Source organism: Pseudoalteromonas sp. MMG033, assembly GCF_057197785.1.
Genome location: NZ_CM170070.1, coordinates 3,287,537 through 3,305,795 on the forward strand (window position 1 = coordinate 3,287,537; position 18,259 = coordinate 3,305,795).

Here is an 18,259-nt window from a genome sequence, read left to right on the forward strand (position 1 = left end):
TGTTACAACAGGGAGGTTGTTTTAATGCAGAGCTTATTATTAGACAAGTTACATCGAGTGACTCAGGGGGTTGGACACCTCAAGCGTCATATTAACAAGCACTTTATACTTTTCAAAGATTCTGGAATAGGCCCTTGGTTTATTTCATCTTCTAATCACTTCAAAATTAAAGAGTTTGATGAGAAACATTATTTTGTGATCCCATTTGTGCAAGGCCAGTATGGCGTTGCTTTGCATACCATAAGAAGCCTTCCTCCCTGTATACCTGAAATAAACACCTTACCAAAACGTCGAGTTTTTCACTTTGCCAATGAACATGCTGAAACTTTGTTATCGGAAATTTTGTCTCAGCAGGCAGAGTCTTTGGTAAGAGTTAAAAAAGCAGGCCAAGAGAGTCAGCTGGATAAATTAGCCAATGATATTGATGCGCTAGATACTAAATTAACTTATGGCATGTTTGTTGTTGGTGGGTTGTCAGCCTTTTTAAATCCAGCTGTGGGGGCTGCAATCGCTGCTAAAGCTGCGCTGCCCAGTATTACTGGGTTAGTGAATAGGCATGGTATTCGCCCTCTCGCTGAAAAATACTCGCAAAACTCTTTAGAAAAAGAGATTCAGTCCGCACAAGAGAAAGTCTTAGAGGAGTTCAGTGAAGGGGATACGATAAAACTAGTTAACCCTATGTTATCACGGCTTGAAAAGGCACTGCAGACGTCTGAGCAAGAATATGATCCACTACTAGATGAAGCATTTTATGGCAGCAACTTAGGCATATTGGAAAAAGATCAGTGGGCACTTCTGACAGTTGAAGCATTGTCACATGTTTATCAAGAGATCCTAGATTCCCCTCAGCTACATAATCAAGCATGCCTTGGTGAAGAGGATATTCGGTGGTTAACATACCTGTTTGATGGTTATTTAACACCAGTTAAAAGTCGGGGGTAATAAATGTGCCTGTTTAATCAAAACACACTCATACATGGCCTATTGTGTTTATTACTTAGTTTTAGTGCCAGTGCGCATGTTGAAATACATTCAAAATTAGAAAACGAGCGAGATTGGCAAAACAGAAATGCCGTCATGCTGCCTTCGGGAGATGTTGTTGATCTTAGAGTGGAAGCACCTGAAGGGGCACTGATTAAGTGGTTTCAAATTATTCCAGATACAAGCCAGTATTATAAAAATGCGAATCATCCTTGGGAGCCACAGCCCTATCAATGGTCTGGCTTTGGGGAAATACATTATCAGAAAAAGCATCTTGAGCAGTTTGATGATAAACAACATATAACGGTATCGTCCTCTTGGCTAAAGCACAATAACGTATTTAATTCACCATATTATCAGAGTGAGGCGGGGAGTTTTTGGTTTGAAGTTGAAGTGATTGATAAGGGTGGGCGTAAATTAAAGAGTGTGGGGTTAGACAATAATGATCACCGAGGGCTGAATAAGCAGGTTTTAAGGGTTTCTTTTACGCAAGGTGACGGTTATCTAGGTCTCTTAAGCAGCTTTTTTAACGTGCCAGCGATATTTGGCTCAGTTCCTTATCAGAGCCAACATTATTTGGGTGTCGATTGCGCGGATGTACTTATGGCGGCAAATGCAATCAAACGCAATGGCAAAGTATATGACCGAAATGTCGCTTGGTTGGTGACCAACTTGAGGCATAAGGCTAAGTTAGTAGCGTTTAGCGGTGAAAGTACTCGGTTGAGGTGGGGAAAAGATATCTCTCCAGGTGATTTTATTGCAGTTAGATACCGTAAAAATGGCCAATTTGCACACATAGGCGCTTTAAACAAAGACAGTAACCGTAATGGGATATTAGATGGTGAAGATTCCGTCATGCATGCTGGACCAAATGCTTTGAGCTACGCGACGCTTCAAGAAGCTGGCTTTTTAGGGGAGGTTGTCATACTCGACAATCAAAATTAATGACTAACGTGGTATTAATGCCGTTAATTTAAAGGTGAAATTGAATTCAAAATGATTAGAGAAGCAAGATCACAAGATGCGCAATGTCTAACTGCTTTGGCACTTCAGGTTTGGTTAACAACCTATACAACAGATGGTATGAGAGATGAATATGCTGCGTTTGCACTGGCGACGTTTACGCCAGATTATTTTAAGAAAATCATAAACAATAAAGACAACAAACTATTGGTTTATGAACGCGATAGTGCGGTTTTGGGGTTTTTGTTGATTAACTTCACCTCGCATCATCAAGGCCAAGATAACGGGTTTGAAGTTGAAAAATTGTATGTTCACAGTGGATTTCAAGGGCAGGGTATTGGTAGACAATTACTAGATGAGCTGTCAAAGCGCTATGGGGATAGATACTGGCTATATACTTGGGTTGAGAATGATTCAAACGTGTTTTATCAACGATTAGGGTTTGAAAAAATTGGCGAGATAAGTTTTCAATTTGCAGGCCATGATATTCACAACAACGTGTACCGCAGTCCAACTAACTAGCTATGAACCTGCGTTTATTAAGCGCATAAAATCAGTTTAAACACCCCCAAAACGATGGGTATTTTAATAAAATCGCAAGACCATTACGGGTGCTATGCTGATTGCTCTAACAGTTTTGCTATCACTTCTCTGGCTTGGTCGAATTCAAAATCTTCAATGAGCTCAATTAGCTGTGCAGACGTTGATTCATCAATCTTATGATGCCCTTTGAGCTCATGCACTTTTTCAATCGACTGAGTGTCACAACTGAGCAGAAGCTCCTCTAATTCAAGGAAATCATCTCGTGTAATAGTCAGGCTTACCACGTTTGATGAGGGCGGCGGTGGAGCCTCTTCATTATGTAACTCACCTAATTGTTTGTGTAAACCTCTCAAGTAGTCTGTCAGTATTTCGACGGATTGGGGGGCCACTTTTTGCTGATTGGCAATCGCATGCTCAATGTCAGATGCTTGTTTTGATAGGTTGTCGATACATAAGTTTGCGCTGGCGCCTTTTAACGAGTGTGCAATACGCTCAGCATGCTCTAAATCACCTATGACGAGTGCTTGATTTAGGTTGATAGTTTCTTCAATCTGATTTCTGGCAAACTTTTTAATGATACTCCAAAACGCTTTTTCATTACCGCCTAAGCGCTTTATTGCACGCTGAATGTCAACACCTTCAAGCTCAGTCTCTTTTTTAGCGTTTGTGTCTTTGACTTCACAGGGGGGATCCACTGCAATAGGGGGCAGGTGTTCAGTTGGGCTCGATGTTTTATACAAATGGCTGTGGAGGGTTTGAGCCATTTGATTAAAGTTGATGGGCTTACCTATATGCCCATTCATGCCAGCGGCTTCGCATTTTTGTAAATCTTCCTTCATTACATTGGCGGTCATGGCGACTATAGGAAGTGCGTTATACTGACTAAGCTCGCGTATTTTCTTAGTCGCTGTATAGCCATCCATGACAGGCATTTGAATATCCATAAGGACAATGTCAAAAGTATGTTTTTGTACCATCTCGACAGCTATTTGACCGTTGTCTGCAATAACTACATTGAGATTTAAAGAGCTCAGCATTTCGTTCGCAATTTCTTGATTGGTGCTATTGTCTTCGACGAGTAGCACTTTTTGTTGCTCAAAAGTCGGTGCTACTTGATTTATTTGCTCTGTGTTATTCGAGCTAGTCGATTGCTCTGAGAGGTTGAATGACTCCATAATCGCGTCAAGTAGCACAGATGCATTGACGGGCTTCAATATAATGGCATCGATTAAATCATGGATTTCTGAGTTCATACCAATATCTGTGCCGTAGGCAGTGACAAGCACGTATTTTGGTTCTTTTGGTAGTTCAAGGGAGCGAATATGCAAAATAGCGTCTATGCCGCTCATATTTGGCATTTTCCAGTCCATAAAAATGATGTCAAATTGGCTGCCTTGCACCAGTTCGATGGCGCCAGAACCACTGGCAGCGCAAGTCACATGAAACTTCATCGCTTTGAGTAAGTTTGTCAAGATTGCACGAGCGCTTTCATTGTCGTCAACGACTAATGCATGCTTACCAGCGAGCTGGCTGTCAGGGCAAATTACATTGGTCAATTTAGCGGATTGCAGGCCACAGCGTACAGTGAAAAAGAATTCCGATCCTTGACCTTTTTCGCTAATTACGCCAATTTCTCCGCCCATGAGCTCAACTAATTTTTTAGAGATACTTAAGCCTAAACCGGTTCCGCCATATTTTCGGGTGATCGAGCCATCGGCTTGCGAAAACGCCTTAAACAACTTGTTTTGCTGCTCTTGAGACATGCCTATCCCAGTATCTTTGACGGTAAATTTTAACGTTGTTTGCTCATTTTCTTGGGCGACAGTGCTGACCGATATGGTGATCTCTCCTTGCTCAGTAAATTTAATTGCATTGCCGCATAAGTTTATAAGGATCTGGCCGAGTCTAAGCGGGTCCCCGACTAGACTAATAGGAACGTCTGGAGCAATATCCAATAACATTTCCAAGCCTTTTTCTTGCATTCGAATGACATTGATATTGACCACATTATCCATGACTTCTTGAAGCGAGAAATCAATATTTTCTACTTCAAGCTTGCCAGACTCGATTTTTGAAAAATCTAAAATATCGTTGATGATGCCAAGTAAGCTCTTAGCTGCCTGATCAATTTTGTTGATATAACCGGATTGTTGGCTGGTGAGCTCTGTCCTTAAAGCTAAGTGACTCATACCAATAATCGCATTCATAGGGGTGCGAATTTCATGGCTCATGTTCGCCAAAAACTCGCCTTTGGCTGTACTCATTTCGTCGGCTTTATCTTTCGCCAATCTGAGTTCTAGTTCCATTTGCTTGCGTTCAGTCACATCAAGCAATAAACCAACAACGCCAGCTAGCTGGTTTTCTGCATTAGTAAATACAGCTTCATAGACAATAAAATTTCGGGGCTCACCTTCGGAGTTTTCAATTTTTATTTCATAGTGTTGGTTAGACTTTCCATCAATAAGGTCTTGGTGAGATTGCTCGAACACTTGCGCAATTTCATAATTAAAAATATCTTCAGCCGTGGCATCGAGTACATCGGCATCAAATGTACCGAAGTATTGGTGAAACACACTGTTTACGCCCAAATAATTACCAGAACTATTTTTGTAATACATGGGACTGGGTATGGCATCGAGAATTTTTTTATTTAGCTCTAGTTGCTCGACGATGCGCTTTTCTGCTTTCGACTGTAAATCAATATTTTGTGTTAACTGCAAACTGACTGCTAAGTCATTTATCACCGATTTTATCCACTTGTAATCTTGATCGGTGAGCTCTACGAGACTACCCAGTTCAAGTAAGCCAATGCTGTCGTTACTTACTACTAAAGGAAAGTAATAGAGCTCGCTGATAGAGAGCTTTTCGCCATTGAGTTCAATTGCATACTGCTCTTTCTCAAACTTCATGGAATAGGGTTTTTGCGTACTTAAAACATGAAAATGGATAGAGTCGTAGTTACTGTAAGTTCTGGCGCAGTTACTGCTGTAGCCCGTGCCTGCAACGCGTGTCAGGACTTTTTGTTCTTCAAAGACATATAAACCGAGTAGGGGAACAGATAAACGCTGTTCTAAAAACTGCAGTAATTCTTCACCTAACTCGTTTGGATTTTTCTTTCCGCGAAGGGCCAAGCCAAAGTCTTTCATGATGGTGTTGAATTCGAGTTGCTCGGACAAATCGTTGAGTAACTTATTCATTGATTTAGATAAATCGGAAAGGTCACCTTTGACGGTCTCATCCAGTGTAAAATTGTAATTACCCTGCTCAACATTACTGACCACTTGCTTTTGGATTGACGCAACGGGGTTGATGTATAGCTTCCAAAGCAGGTAAAAAGATAAGGCAATATTGATAAGCAGGATAAGGTTAAAGACATTCCTCAGCATATATGCAGTATTTAAACTATTTTGATGACTTGCTAACTCGGCATTTAATCTTGATGTGATGGATCTATGTGCCTCACCAATGGCTGACATAATCTTAGACTTTTCTACTAAGTAATTGTCACTGAATAGAATTTTTTGAGCGCTGATTAAATCAGGGCCTGAATCTTTAACCCAGTTACCATAAGTGTCTTTGTGTATGCCTTCAATTGCATTAAATGCACGGCGCTCTAAACTGACCAGCGAATTAGAGGTTGAAAGCGCATTTTGCATTTGCAGTAATTCAAAGTCTTGTGCGCCGAGTTGTTGAAAACGCTCTATGATATTGTGGCCATCATTTACTCTCACAAACTCAGGGATGCTTGAATGAGGCGCAGCTAGACTATCCCAATAATCATAGGTATTTGCGTTTTCTGCATGGACTTTTCCATCGCGCACTAACAGCGTGTAACTAAATAGCTTTTGCCATTTTTCGTTGCCAGTGACGGCGTAAGCTCTGGCAAAGTTTGTGAGATTGTCTGAGCTGAGCTTTAATTCATGGGATAACTCGGTAAGCTTAAACAGCTGTGTTTGCTTGTCAGATAGCGCATTAACCTCGGTGCGCACATAATGAGACATCAACCCGATCCCAATACTGACCAACAGCATTATTGAGAAGGTGATAAAGAAGCTGACTCGTAAACTTTTCATCTAATCCAGTCCGTGCTTGGCGTTTCAGTAATAATAGACCTATATTTTTTGTGTGGTGAACAATTGTGCAACAAAACATATAGAAGAAACTATGGATCAGCTCAAAACGGTGTTAGTAGTGGACGACGTGAAGGAAAACCTCGCTTTCATGACTGAAATTATTAAAGACAAGTATCGTGTTTTGGCAGTAAAAAGCGGTGAAGCTGCGATTTCAGTGGTTGAGAAAAACCATGTTGATATTATTCTGCTTGACGTAGTGATGCCAGAAATGAACGGGTATGAGGTAATCAAGTACCTGAAATCCCATGAAGTGCATCAAGAAATTCCAGTTATTTTCCTGACAGCAAAAACCAGCGTTGAAGATGAAGAGAAAGGCTTTTTGCTCGGTGCGTGTGATTACATTAATAAACCCATCAGTCCCCCTATCTTATTAGCCCGACTCAATACCCATTTATTAAATAAAGAGTCTAAAGATATTTTAAAGAACAAAAATGATTATTTGGAAGAAGAAGTGCAAAAGCGTACTGAGCAAATGTCACGTTTGCAGGACGTGACGATACAGGCCATGGCTAGCTTGGCAGAAACACGGGATCAGGAAACCGGTAATCATATTCGTCGTACACAACTCTATGTGAAACTACTTGCAACGATTTTATGTGAAAAAGACAAGTACAAAGAAATCTTAACACCAGAAGTAATCAATAACTTTTACAAATCAGCACCACTTCATGACATTGGCAAGGTGGGGATCCCGGATAATGTTTTGTTAAAGCCAGGAAAACTGACCGCTGATGAATTTGAAATAATGAAAAGTCATACCGTGTATGGCCGTAATGCAATTGAAACAGCTGAGTCGGCGTTGGGGCAAACGGATAGCTTTTTACAAACAGCAAAAGAGATTTCTCACTATCATCATGAGAAGTGGGATGGCTCAGGTTATCCGCAAGGGCTAAAAGGGGAAGAGATCCCACTTAGCGCACGTATGATGGCCATAGCTGATGTGTATGATGCGTTGATAAGTCGACGGGTTTATAAAGACGCGATGGAGCATGATAAGGCCATTGCAATTATGCGAGAAGGGCGAGCGAGTCATTTTGATCCAGAATTGCTAGATGAGTTTTTGGCAAAAGAAAATTTGTTTTTTGATATTTCTCAGCAGTATCGAGATTAGTTTTTGGGGGGCGTATGTCGTACTCAATTTTGTTAATCGATGATGATGAAGTAAACCATGACATTGCGAAAACAATGCTAGGTGAATCTCATGAATATTTTTCGGCTTATAACGGAGAAGAGGCGTTAGCCTTATTTGGTGAGCGAAAATATGATGCGATTTTATTGGATGTGGTGATGCCTGGCATGGATGGTTATGAAGTATGTAAGGCCATTAGGGATGCGCCTCAAAACGCAAAAACGCCCGTGTTGTTCGTGTCTTCCAAAGATGACATTGAAGATAAATTAGAAGGGTTTAAAGCGGGTGGCGATGATTACATTACCAAGCCATTCGATGTAGAAGAGTTAAGTTTTCGTATCGACCGCTTAGTTAAATATAGCTGTGAGATAGACACTTTGAAAGTGAGCTGTGAAGCGGCTGAAGAAGTCACCATGACAGCCATTACGAGCTGCAGTGAGCTTGGCTTGTGTTTGGAGTTTATAGAGAATTCTTATCAATGTAACACACTTTCGGACTTATCGAATGCGATGTTGGCAACGTGTCAAAACCTACACTTACACGCGTCTGTTCAGCTTGGGTTATTAGGTGAGTTTCGTGATTTTAGCAATTGTGGAGCGATTAACCCACTAGAAAGTGAATTACTTCGAAAAGGCAGGGATAGCAAGACTGTTATTAATATTGAAAAGCGTAGCTTTTTTAATAGTGCCTACTGTTCGCTGTTAATCAAAAACATGCCGATTGATGATGAGGAAAAATACGGACGCTTTAATGATATTTTAGCTTTAGTTGTTAGGGGGGCTGATGCCAGGCTAAAAAGTTTAGAAACTAACATCAAAGCAATTCAAGCTAAAAACAAAGGGCTGAGAGAGTTAAGTCAGGTAGCAAGCAGGGACTTAGAAGACATAGAGCAAGTGTTTAAAAACTACCACAATGCATGCCAAGAGTTAGTTGAGCGGCTTATCTTTGATGTAGAAGACTCTATGATGTCGTTTGGTGTGAGTGATGCGCAAGAGCAGACTATTAGAGAAACACTAGACAGTGCCAAAGACGACCTGAAACAAATCCAAGAGCATTCTGAAGATATGTCAGCGACGTTCAACGACTTTTTTATTAAGCTCGATAAACTAATTGATTAATATTTGTTGTTTTTATAACTGCTCCTGCTTATTTAAAAATATTTTTTACGTTGTTTATTATAAATAAAATGCCAGTTTGACATTTTACTTCTCTATCTATACTTTATTTTATAGCGTTTTTATTGGTTGGAGTAGTAAATGCAAAATGACACAAATATACCAAAAGCTCTGTTGAAGTATATTTCGGGAGGCAGAGGGGCAGGCTGGTTGCCGGATGAAAGGCCTGACAAACCGAAAGAAGGCGATAAAGAAGAAAAGTCAGATTGATTTTGAGTCAATATGCCGTTTCTTCTTTTAATTTATATAGCCTTGGTATAAGTGTGAAGTAGGTAATATGTGTACGAAAATGAAATCATTAGAAGCGCAGTCTTTCTTTGAGTATCATTTAACCCTATTTGCTATCCTTATTCTTTTTGCGATTATTATCATTCCTGCGTGTAGACTGGTTTTAAATTGTAATTTAGAGAGGAAGAATGTGCTTTCACTGCTTTCTCAGTTTACATCCCGACATGTTGCTAAAAGTAAACTAGAGATGAGCTTGCTGTTTATTGCATTGTGCTATTTCGTTTATTCTTTAACTCTGTTTTTCATTGAATTTTGTTTTCGGTCTTGAATGTTGATATTAATAGCTATAATAAAATTGTTTATACTTTTATATTAATGAAGGTTCACTTTTTCCTGAGCTTGAGAGGCTGAGCAGATATAAGCCTCTAAATGCCTTTCATTGTTTTGGCTTGGCGCCTTTGTTGCTCTCTTATTTTACACCTGTTCAGAATCTGTTGCTTTTCATCTTCACTTTTTCCGCTCCAACCAACAATTTCATCAATGCTTCTCAAGCATCCGATACAAATATCTTGGCTATCTAAGCAACAGTTGCGAATGCAAGGTGAGGGGGATTGTTCTTTGGATTCTGACGTTTTATTGGTCATAGGGTACTGCTTTAACGGATGCTGCCGTTATTATTATGACGCTTTTTTGAGCCTGATAAAAGTCTGTAATGTCATTTTGTCTATTGGAGTGGAAGCTTTGTCTCAATTTCACGCTGTTTTGTCGAGTTCTACATTTTTCTAGGGAACTATGAAAGAAACCACAAGTCTTCATACTGTGTGTACATAGACTGATGAACAAAGGCTTAGTATACAAATCATAAATAATTACTCTGCAAAGAAAAATAAACGCAAGGAGTTGGCCACACAACATGGCAAGTGTTCAATCACAGGATTTTAATAGTGCACCTAGTCAACCTTGCGCTAAGCAACGTGCAAGGGCTGTAAAGAGGCGCTGGATATTAACTGGGTCAACCAGCGCAGTACTAAAGCAATTAACGATACCTATGCTCTTCGCTATTTTGGCGCTGTTTAGTGCAGACTTAATTGAGTTATATTTTGCATCTCGATTGGGCGTGGAAGAGCTAACTGCGATGAGTTATACACTGCCTATTCAGGCGACTTTGTTTGCTTTTGCAATCGGGCTTGGCATCGTTGTCGCGACGCGTTTAACACAGGCACGCCAAGTTGAGGAGCTTGCTGCGGTGAGCTTGATTTTTACCGTGCTTGTCGGTGCCATATTGGCGTTGTGTATTTGGCTAAACTTGTTGCCAATATTGAATTTACTCGGCTTTTCAGATTTTGCTCAACGAGATGATATATGGGCACCCCTTAAAAGCTACATGCAGTATCGTTTGAGTGCTGTGGTGTTCTTTTTCCTTGTTATGGTCATTTTTGGGGTTTTACGGGCGTTCGGTAATATGCGCGCGGCAGCGCAATTGTTGATTCTATTTTCATCGGTCCAAATTGCGGTAAGTGCAGCGCTGTTCTCTCCTTGGGCTACATCTAATATGGCGTTAACTGGCTTAGAAAAGCTGGGGGTAGCGCATTTGGTTGCAGCAGTGATTGGTTGCATCTGGGCTTTATATCTTTTGGTCGTCAGAGAAAATATTTCAATCAAAGTTAGTTTACTATCGGTACAAAGCCGTCAAGGGTTTCGTTGTTTAACGCGCCTGTTAGTCCCTATCGCGTCGATGCAATTACTAACACCTATCGCACAATCTGTATTGATGGCGATTGTCGCTTCACAAGGCAGTGATGCGGTTGCAGCATATGGTGTTGTGATGCGTCTTGAGCCTCTAGCATTGCTATTGCCTATGGTACTCACGACTTCTTTACCTATTTTTGTTGGTCAAAATTGGGAGGCGAAAAAGTCGTTACGAGTTAGGCGTGGCATTAAGTTATCAGTTCTTGCCTGTATTTTGTGGCAGGTTGTTGTCTCTGTTATACTTTTTAGTGCAGCAGATTTATTGGGTGTGGGGTTCTGTAAACAAACATTTGTCAGTAGCTCAATTGAACTGGCCCTGACAGTTTTGCCTTTGTCTTATGTTACATTGGCGGCTGCCATGTTGTATGTCAGTTGTTGCAATGCCACAGGTCGAAGTCTGGCGGCACTTAATGTCAGTATTATTAGGTTATTTGGCTTGTCGATCCCGTTTGCATTTTTAGGGGCATATATGGCCGGTTTTATTGGGATTGTATGGGGTCTAGCACTTGCCAATGTTGTATTAGGCTTAGGGTTGTTGGTTTATTGTGTATCTCAGCGTGAGCAATTAAGCCTCTCAAAGGGCAGTGCTATCAGTTAGCCTAGATGTGTTTTGTATTTATTGTTCAGTTATTCGTCATAGCATCGAAGAATAATAAAAGGCATAAATATGAAACAAACAAACTTTTTACTGGGGAGTATTGCATCGGTTGTCTTGTTGAGCGGCTGTAATTCAGACCCTAATGTACTATTAGGTTACAGTGCTAACCAGCTATGCTCTAGACACTTTATCTCCGAAGAGCCAATTGAATTTATTAAGCAGCGCGTTATCCCCGAGGCACTTGGGGCGGTGCAGGGCGAGTTGCAACTGGATATTGATAGCACGGCTAAACAAGTATCTCTGTCGACTCAAATAGATGGGTCGACATTAACTCGCACATCTGTCTTTCGTGAAGGCTTAGGTTGCACTTTGCTTCATGACTTATCACCTGCACAGCTGCATGCACAAACCGCGGATCTCGATTTTCCAGCGCCATCACCCAGTACACCAATTAATAAAGCGCTTCGTCCTGATATTTCACTAGACACGTTTTTCGCAACTAATCATAAAGACTACTCTTGGAGTGATAACACCTTTGCGGTCGCTGTTATGCACAAAGGTCAGCTGGTTGCACAGCAGTATGATGAGTTTCATAATGGCGGATCACGGATGCTAAGTTGGTCTATGGCTAAGACCTTAACTGGGTTGATGACAGGGCTATTGGTCGACCAAGGAAAGCTAACTTTGGAGCAGCCACTGCGTTTTGGTGAGCACGTTATGACAGTTAAAAACCTCATGAATATGAGTTCTGGTGTCAAATGGGCTGAAACACCGGATATTCATGGATATGAAGACTTAGCGCCTATGTGGTATCACACTGGGGATTCGGTTAATTATGTTACGCAATTGCCAAAAGCCTATCAGCCAGGGAGTCAATTTGAATATGCCACGGGTACAACTCAGCTATTAAGTCGCGCATTGATGGATGCAGCAGGTGGTGATATTCAGTCACTCAATAATTTATATCAAAAACATTTTTTCGCGCCATTAGGTATTAATAATGCAATCGCAGAGTTTGATGAAGCAGGTAACCTCAGAGGCGGTGCGAGAATGTTTCTAAGCGTCCATGACTGGCTCAAAGTAGGTCAATTGTTCATCGATAATGGCCGTTGGCAGGGGGAACAAGTTGTCTCTGAAGCTTGGTTAAAAGAGGTGATGATGAGCAATGGCGTTGATAAACATTATGGTGGTCAATTGTGGCTCAACGATATGAGTTTTTGGTTGCCTAAATTACCAATAGATACGGTGTCACTTCGTGGACATCGCGGTCAGTACGTTGTGATCATTCCATCAAAGCAATTGGTTGTGGTGCGCTTTGGTGCTTATGGTGCAGTTGTAAATCAACATATTGGTCTGGCAAATAAACGTTTGTTCAAGTCAGTACTGAATGTGATTGAACAGTTAGAAAAATAAAGGCGGGCAGTATTGAATTGTCCGCCAGTATTAAACTGAACTTAGTTTAAATCAATGCTCAGTGCACAGTGGTCACTGAGCATTTCTTTTGGCTTCATATTATCAAAGTAGTGGAACTTCACACTGCCTTGCACATACTTTTGCTTCAATGTGTTTGATACCAAAATGTGGTCGATTGGTGCAGGGTAGTAAGGGTGACACCCTGTTAGCATTTGGTTGGCATTGAAGAAGGTTGCTTTAGACAAGTCGTTTGGCGCCTTGTCTGCAAGCCCATTAGGGTAGTATAGGTCACGACTCACGCGGTTATATGGTGCGGTTAACCTGTGGTTAAAATCCCCAAGCACGATGAAGTTTGCTTGTTCAGCGCTTTTTGTTTCGACCCAGTTGTCCAGTAATGGCACTTGCTTGGCTAATAATTTACATGACTTTTTGTCTGAACGACGATAGTCATCTACGAAGCAGCCACTTTTCAAGTGCACATTCAACAGGTCAAGTGTTTTACCTTGGTAGCCAATTTGGACTTCTAAGCCACTTCTTAAACCCATTTGTATGTCAGAAAACTGTTTATGATGAACGACTTTTTCAACACTTAGAGGCTTTTTCACAGCAAAAGCGACTTTTTGCTGTGTTGATGTCAACCCATTGCCACGACATGTGTAGCTTGGGCTGTCTTTTCTGTCAGATAAAATGAGCTGCCACTGCGACTTGTCAAAAACAGTCTCTAGTGCTTGGATAGAGCCCACTTCTTGAAAAGCGATAACATCAGCATCAAGTGATTTTGCATAGTGTTGTAAAGCGGTGATCTCTTGCTCAGTTCTTGGTTTACAGCCTTTGCTGTTATCAGCAGCAAGGTGCTCAATATTCCAAGTGACAACACGCAGTCCTGTATCTAGTTTTTCGTTTGTGTTCGTTGCGTTACAGGCACTGGTAAGTAGTGCACATAGTGCTAGTGCACTGACTTTGAAAGTATGATTCATAATTCTAATAACTTGAATATTTCTAATAGCGATATAGTGTATCAAAAATATTGCAAATAGATTATATAAATATTTTTATTCATCGCGAATAAAGGGTCATTTAACTCAGTGGCGAGCAAATGGCGTGAAGCGCTGCAATACTTGTTAAGTATTGCAGCGAAAAAGACTATTTATCAGCAGGTTCATGCCAGTGTTTACACTTACTGGTTTTGCCGATCCCCGGGTTAAATGAGTTAGTTGGGTCAAGCTTTTTATAAAAAGACTTTAATGCGTCTTTGGCGAAATATTCGTGTCCTACGTTATGCTCTGCTGGATATTCAGCACCGCGTTTATCGAATGTTTCTAAGATTTTATTTTTGACAGCTTTTGCATCCACACCAGGCTTCATGATGTAGTTTTGATGCATAACATGGCAGAAAAGATGGCCATAATAAAGTTTTACAGCAATTTGCTCATCAATTTCAGGAGGTAATTGCTCAAACCAATCTTGTTCGTTACGAGGGAAGGCAACATCAATGGTCATGATTGCGCCCATCTCTTTGCTGTTCATAGTTTGCATTCGGCCAATCGCGCCACCAGCGACAAAGCGGTGCAAAATGGCTTTTTCCCCTTCATCTTCGGTACACTCAAAGTAACTCCCCTCATTGGTTTTGAAAAACTCATCAAAGTAAGCTTTGGCTTCAGCAACACCAGCGTTACTCATTTCCACAATCCAGTGATGTTCATAACGGTCACGATATTCATCCATGCGCTTTGGCAAGTGATTTGGCCACAGGCAACTTAAATATTGCATGATGCGGTCTGAAAACTTGTTGGGTAAAAACTTAAAGTTATCAGCAATGCGATCCACGGTGCGTTTGATACCAAACATCTTTGGAATGTATTTAGAACCCAGTTTGTCGATTACCAAAAAGGTATCTTTACCGTATTTCTTGGAGGCGTCATAACAGTCTCTATGTAGGTATTCCCCTGATACCGGTAAGTTGTCAAACTTAGATAAAATGTCACGGCGTATTTGCGCTAAAACGGCAGGGTCATTCGTGCCCACATAAAATACTTGATGCTTATCAGGAACAGGGTAAGTGTCTAATCTCACAGCAAAAACGGCAAGTTTACCAGCGCAGCCTGAAGATTCATAAAGACGACGCCCATCATTATTGAATCTCGAAGGGGTATCGGCATCAACATCTCTTACACGCTCATGGTATTCATCATCGGATGCGCGCAGCTCTGGGAATTGCACATCGGCATCTGTGTAATTTTGTTCTTGCAAATTAGTCAGGATTTCCTCGGGCGTACTCCCAAGGTTTATACCGAGATTATTAACCAGTGATAAGTTTCCTTGGTCATCTATTTGTGCGAATAAAGATAGCTCAGTATATGCGGGGCCTCTTTGCACTAATGCACCGCCTGAGTTATTACAAATCCCGCCAACAATGGATGCACCAATGCATGATGAGCCGATCACAGAATGCGGTTCACGACCATGTGGTGCCAATGTGTCCTCTAGACCAAATAACGTGCTACCTGCTAGGCCAACGATTTGTTTGGCATTGTCGATAAGCTGGATGCTATCAATGCGCATAGTGCTGATGATGACAATAGGGCGATCATAATCCTTACCATCTGGTGTAGAGCCGCCAGTCAGACCAGTATTGGCGGCCTGCATGATGACAATAACGTCTGCGGCAACACAGGCTTTAAGTGCTTGCCAAATTTCCAATAAAGTAGCGGGTCTTATTACTGCTAATGCTTCGCCTGAACCAAAACGAAATCCTTTGGTGTATGGCTGCTTTTTAGTGTTATCGGTTAGTACAAAGCTGTTACCAACGATAGACTTGAGTTCTTGTATAAGGGCGGTATTTGAAGCGTTATTGGTCATGCTGTTCTCGGAAATTGATCTACTTTTGCATTCTTGACGAGGGATTGGGGACTAGTATACAGCAAGGTTAAGAAGGAGTGAAACCAATGATTTGCATGTTAACAAGTCCCTTTTAAAGGAAATATTGCGGTAGATGAAGAAATTTAACGGCACAACAGTGCGAGGGTTCTACAATAATATCTAAGTCACGCAGCTCTAAAATGAGAGAATTTAATATGCTAATCAAGGACAGACTGAATGTATTAACGGGGTCTACCCTAATCATAGCCACTTTTATACTGACTGGATGTGAGGGCAATCAGAACTTACAAAGCACTGGGAGCGAAGTACAGAGTGTGCCAAAGTCCAGTATATCGAATGGCATTTACAATGTGATGCATGATGAGCAAAAATTCGTAATGGGCGCGTGTGTCGAATTGGGGTATCCGTTGTCTATTTCAAAATCCCAAGCGTCTGCACAAGTGCAGTCAGCCTGTTCTCGTAATCTTACCCATAAATTTGAAGCTGATACTAAAAAGTCGGACACCAAGCTTAAATGGCGTGTACGTGTTCAAGGTGTTGAGCTCCAGTGTGAATGTGCGGGCTACGCCACGCAGGCTGGCCGTAATTGAGTTTAAATCAAGTTGTATCTCAGCGCATATGCCAAACGAATTTAATCCATATTTTGTGATCCTGCAGCAACAATGCATTCCCTCTAATTTCTGTTATAAAAGCGAGGGAATGAGGTCTAATTTTTGAATCTTGCTAGCAATCGAATAATACATCCAGTGCATAGGTTTGAGTTTTTTTGTGCTCTGCCATCGCCACTGATACCATTTTTTTCGCAACTTGTTGCCCAGAGATTGGACGGTATTTTTTCAGCCAAGGCAGTTTACAGAGTGTCGGTAATAGATAATTTCCGATGGTTTCCGCTATGCGTGTATCTGATCTCTGACCAACCAGTAATGAAGGTTGGAAGATGTTGACCGTGTCAAAGTGCAGCAGTTTCACATGCTGCTCAAGTTCACCTTTCATTTGAAGGTATGGACTGCGGCTATTTGCATTGGCGCCACTGGAAGAAACCAAAAAATAATGCTTAATCTGGTTTTGGGCTGCAAGTTGAGCAACTTGAAGCTGATAGTCTAAGTCGACGGTTCTTTGCTTTGCAATCGAGCCTGCTTGTTTTTTGGTGGTGCCCAAACAAGAGAAAAACATATCACCTCGAAAAATATAGGCGAATTGACTCAGGTTATCAAAGTCCACTACGTGGTTTGTGATCTTAGGCGATTGATAATCAACAGGTCGCCGTGTAACAGCAGTAACGTGACTCATTGAGGGATGTTCTGCAAGTTGTTGCACAAGGTTTTTACCAATAAGACCTGTCGCGCCGAGGACAATTGCTGTTTTCATTGTTTATTTAGACTTTTTTCATTGCCGTGATGGTTTATTAGATATAGTGCATCAGCTAATAGCAAGTATTTTGAGTTATGTAATTAGCCTTCGAGTGAAAGCTGCATGAATACAGAAGAGGGCTCTTGACGATATTGCCCAAACGCATCGCAGAATTCGAATCCAAACGCCTCATATAGCTTAATTGCTGCATGCTGTTGATCGCCAGTTTCTAGCTTGATTTGTTTTAGTCCACTTGCTTTAGCTTGCGAGAGCAGGTGTTGTATAACCGCTTTCGCCATGCCCTTGCCACGTTGAGATGGTTTGACATAGATGCGTTTTAACTCCGCGTAGCTTGATTGATCTTGTTTAACAACGTAGCTGCCGCACGCGACGAGCTCTTCTTCGTCATAGTGACCGATGAGATAAGTATTGGGGTTATCCACCTCTTCGATTGGTATTAGATCGTTGGCCTCTGCGGGATAGAGGCTATTCATTAACGTATCAATTTCATTAAAAAGCGCTGCAAGTCCTGCGCTTTGGCTGCTTAATTGAATAAATTGCATAGTTTTCCTTATCGTATTGTTTACTCACTGATATTAGTTCCTAAAACGGGGTGGTCAAGTCTTAATCTAAGAATAGATGTCTAACATACTTCATTTTTTTAGTAGTAGCCTGTTCCCAACTGTATGCATTGAGACTCAATTCAACATATCCGCACGTCACAACATTATTGAGATTAGGTGCGCCCAAGAGGTTTGCCACAGCCGTGATAGCAGGGTTATGGGCGACAATGCAAATATCATTAAAACATTCATCACACTGCATAATTGCGTCTATTAGTGACTCTGGGTCGAAGGTATAGAGCGCATCGCAACGCAGCAGGTCACTCTTGGGTGCAAAGCCGTGGTGTAAAATTTTGGCAGTGTCTATTGCGCGTTTTGCTGGGCTTGTCACAATTTGTGTATCTGGCAATGACCCAAGTGTCGCTGCTAGTTTATTTGCTCGTGCAATGCCTTTTGGTTTGAGTGGTCTATCAAAGTCGTCAAGAGATGGGTCTTTCCAGCTTGATTTTGCATGACGGACCAACCTGAGTGTTTTCATATATGTCTCATTTGTA

The 18,259-nt window shown here is 41.3% G+C and carries 16 protein-coding genes; 9 read left to right on the forward strand and 7 right to left on the reverse strand.

Annotated elements, in window-relative coordinates:
- Window positions 1-24 precede the first annotated feature (24 nt).
- From AC2CZC_RS14335 to AC2CZC_RS14345, 3 genes are read left to right on the forward strand one after another with little or no spacing between them, the layout of a single operon-like run.
- Window positions 25-942, forward strand: coding sequence for a hypothetical protein (locus tag AC2CZC_RS14335; RefSeq protein ID WP_484582299.1), 918 nt, complete (start codon window positions 25-27; stop codon window positions 940-942).
- Window positions 943-945: 3 nt separating this feature from the next.
- Window positions 946-1,926, forward strand: coding sequence for a hypothetical protein (locus AC2CZC_RS14340; protein ID WP_484582300.1), 981 nt, complete (start codon window positions 946-948; stop codon window positions 1,924-1,926).
- Between the two features lie 51 nt (window positions 1,927-1,977).
- On the forward strand, window positions 1,978-2,466 hold the full coding sequence (locus AC2CZC_RS14345) for a GNAT family N-acetyltransferase (protein ID WP_063362358.1): 489 nt from the start codon (window positions 1,978-1,980) through the stop codon (window positions 2,464-2,466).
- Between the two features lie 92 nt (window positions 2,467-2,558).
- On the opposite strand, the gene AC2CZC_RS14350 is transcribed toward AC2CZC_RS14345, so the two are convergent.
- The gene (locus AC2CZC_RS14350; protein ID WP_484582301.1) at window positions 2,559-6,560 is read right to left on the reverse strand and encodes a response regulator; all 4,002 of its coding nucleotides are present in this window, start codon (window positions 6,558-6,560) and stop codon (window positions 2,559-2,561) included.
- Window positions 6,561-6,651: 91 nt separating this feature from the next.
- On the opposite strand from AC2CZC_RS14350, the gene AC2CZC_RS14355 reads away from it, so the two are divergent.
- From AC2CZC_RS14355 to AC2CZC_RS14365, 3 genes are all read left to right on the forward strand, one after another.
- The gene (locus AC2CZC_RS14355; RefSeq protein ID WP_063362356.1) at window positions 6,652-7,731 is read left to right on the forward strand and encodes an HD-GYP domain-containing protein; all 1,080 of its coding nucleotides are present in this window, start codon (window positions 6,652-6,654) and stop codon (window positions 7,729-7,731) included.
- Between the two features lie 14 nt (window positions 7,732-7,745).
- Entirely contained in the window at window positions 7,746-8,867 is a 1,122-nt protein-coding gene (locus AC2CZC_RS14360) for a response regulator (protein ID WP_063362355.1), read from the forward strand.
- Between the two features lie 138 nt (window positions 8,868-9,005).
- Window positions 9,006-9,134 carry a hypothetical protein gene (locus AC2CZC_RS14365; protein WP_269199993.1) on the forward strand — a complete coding sequence of 43 codons (129 nt, stop codon included), beginning with the start codon at window positions 9,006-9,008 and terminating at the stop codon, window positions 9,132-9,134.
- A gap of 443 nt (window positions 9,135-9,577) precedes the next feature.
- Here the strand turns inward: AC2CZC_RS14365 and AC2CZC_RS14370 are convergent, their stop codons facing one another.
- Window positions 9,578-9,796, reverse strand: a complete 219-nt coding sequence (locus tag AC2CZC_RS14370; protein WP_063362354.1) for a DUF1289 domain-containing protein — start codon at window positions 9,794-9,796, stop codon at window positions 9,578-9,580.
- Between the two features lie 269 nt (window positions 9,797-10,065).
- On the opposite strand from AC2CZC_RS14370, the gene AC2CZC_RS14375 reads away from it, so the two are divergent.
- Entirely contained in the window at window positions 10,066-11,499 is a 1,434-nt protein-coding gene (locus AC2CZC_RS14375) for an MATE family efflux transporter (protein ID WP_484582302.1), read from the forward strand.
- 69 nt (window positions 11,500-11,568) lie between these two features.
- Window positions 11,569-12,912: a serine hydrolase domain-containing protein gene (locus tag AC2CZC_RS14380; protein WP_063362351.1), complete on the forward strand. Its 1,344-nt coding sequence runs from the start codon at window positions 11,569-11,571 to the stop codon at window positions 12,910-12,912.
- A 41-nt stretch (window positions 12,913-12,953) separates the two neighbouring features.
- On the opposite strand, the gene AC2CZC_RS14385 is transcribed toward AC2CZC_RS14380, so the two are convergent.
- Both AC2CZC_RS14385 and dld read right to left on the reverse strand, forming a co-directional pair.
- On the reverse strand, window positions 12,954-13,889 hold the full coding sequence (locus AC2CZC_RS14385; protein WP_484582303.1) for an endonuclease/exonuclease/phosphatase family protein: 936 nt from the start codon (window positions 13,887-13,889) through the stop codon (window positions 12,954-12,956).
- A gap of 166 nt (window positions 13,890-14,055) precedes the next feature.
- Entirely contained in the window at window positions 14,056-15,771 is a 1,716-nt protein-coding gene (dld, locus tag AC2CZC_RS14390) for a D-lactate dehydrogenase (protein ID WP_484582304.1), read from the reverse strand.
- 200 nt (window positions 15,772-15,971) lie between these two features.
- Between dld and AC2CZC_RS14395 the strand changes: the two genes are divergently transcribed.
- A complete protein-coding gene (locus AC2CZC_RS14395; protein ID WP_484582305.1) occupies window positions 15,972-16,382 on the forward strand; it encodes a hypothetical protein in 411 nt (136 codons plus the stop codon).
- Window positions 16,383-16,515: 133 nt separating this feature from the next.
- Here AC2CZC_RS14395 and AC2CZC_RS14400 read toward each other — a convergent pair whose 3' ends face one another.
- The 3 genes from AC2CZC_RS14400 to AC2CZC_RS14410 form a co-directional block, all read right to left on the reverse strand.
- Window positions 16,516-17,160: an NAD(P)H-binding protein gene (locus tag AC2CZC_RS14400; RefSeq protein WP_484582306.1), complete on the reverse strand. Its 645-nt coding sequence runs from the start codon at window positions 17,158-17,160 to the stop codon at window positions 16,516-16,518.
- Window positions 17,161-17,243: 83 nt separating this feature from the next.
- Window positions 17,244-17,705, reverse strand: a complete 462-nt coding sequence (locus AC2CZC_RS14405; protein WP_484582307.1) for a GNAT family N-acetyltransferase — start codon at window positions 17,703-17,705, stop codon at window positions 17,244-17,246.
- Window positions 17,706-17,766: 61 nt separating this feature from the next.
- Window positions 17,767-18,243, reverse strand: coding sequence for a SixA phosphatase family protein (locus AC2CZC_RS14410; RefSeq protein WP_484582308.1), 477 nt, complete (start codon window positions 18,241-18,243; stop codon window positions 17,767-17,769).
- Window positions 18,244-18,259: the final 16 nt, after the last annotated feature.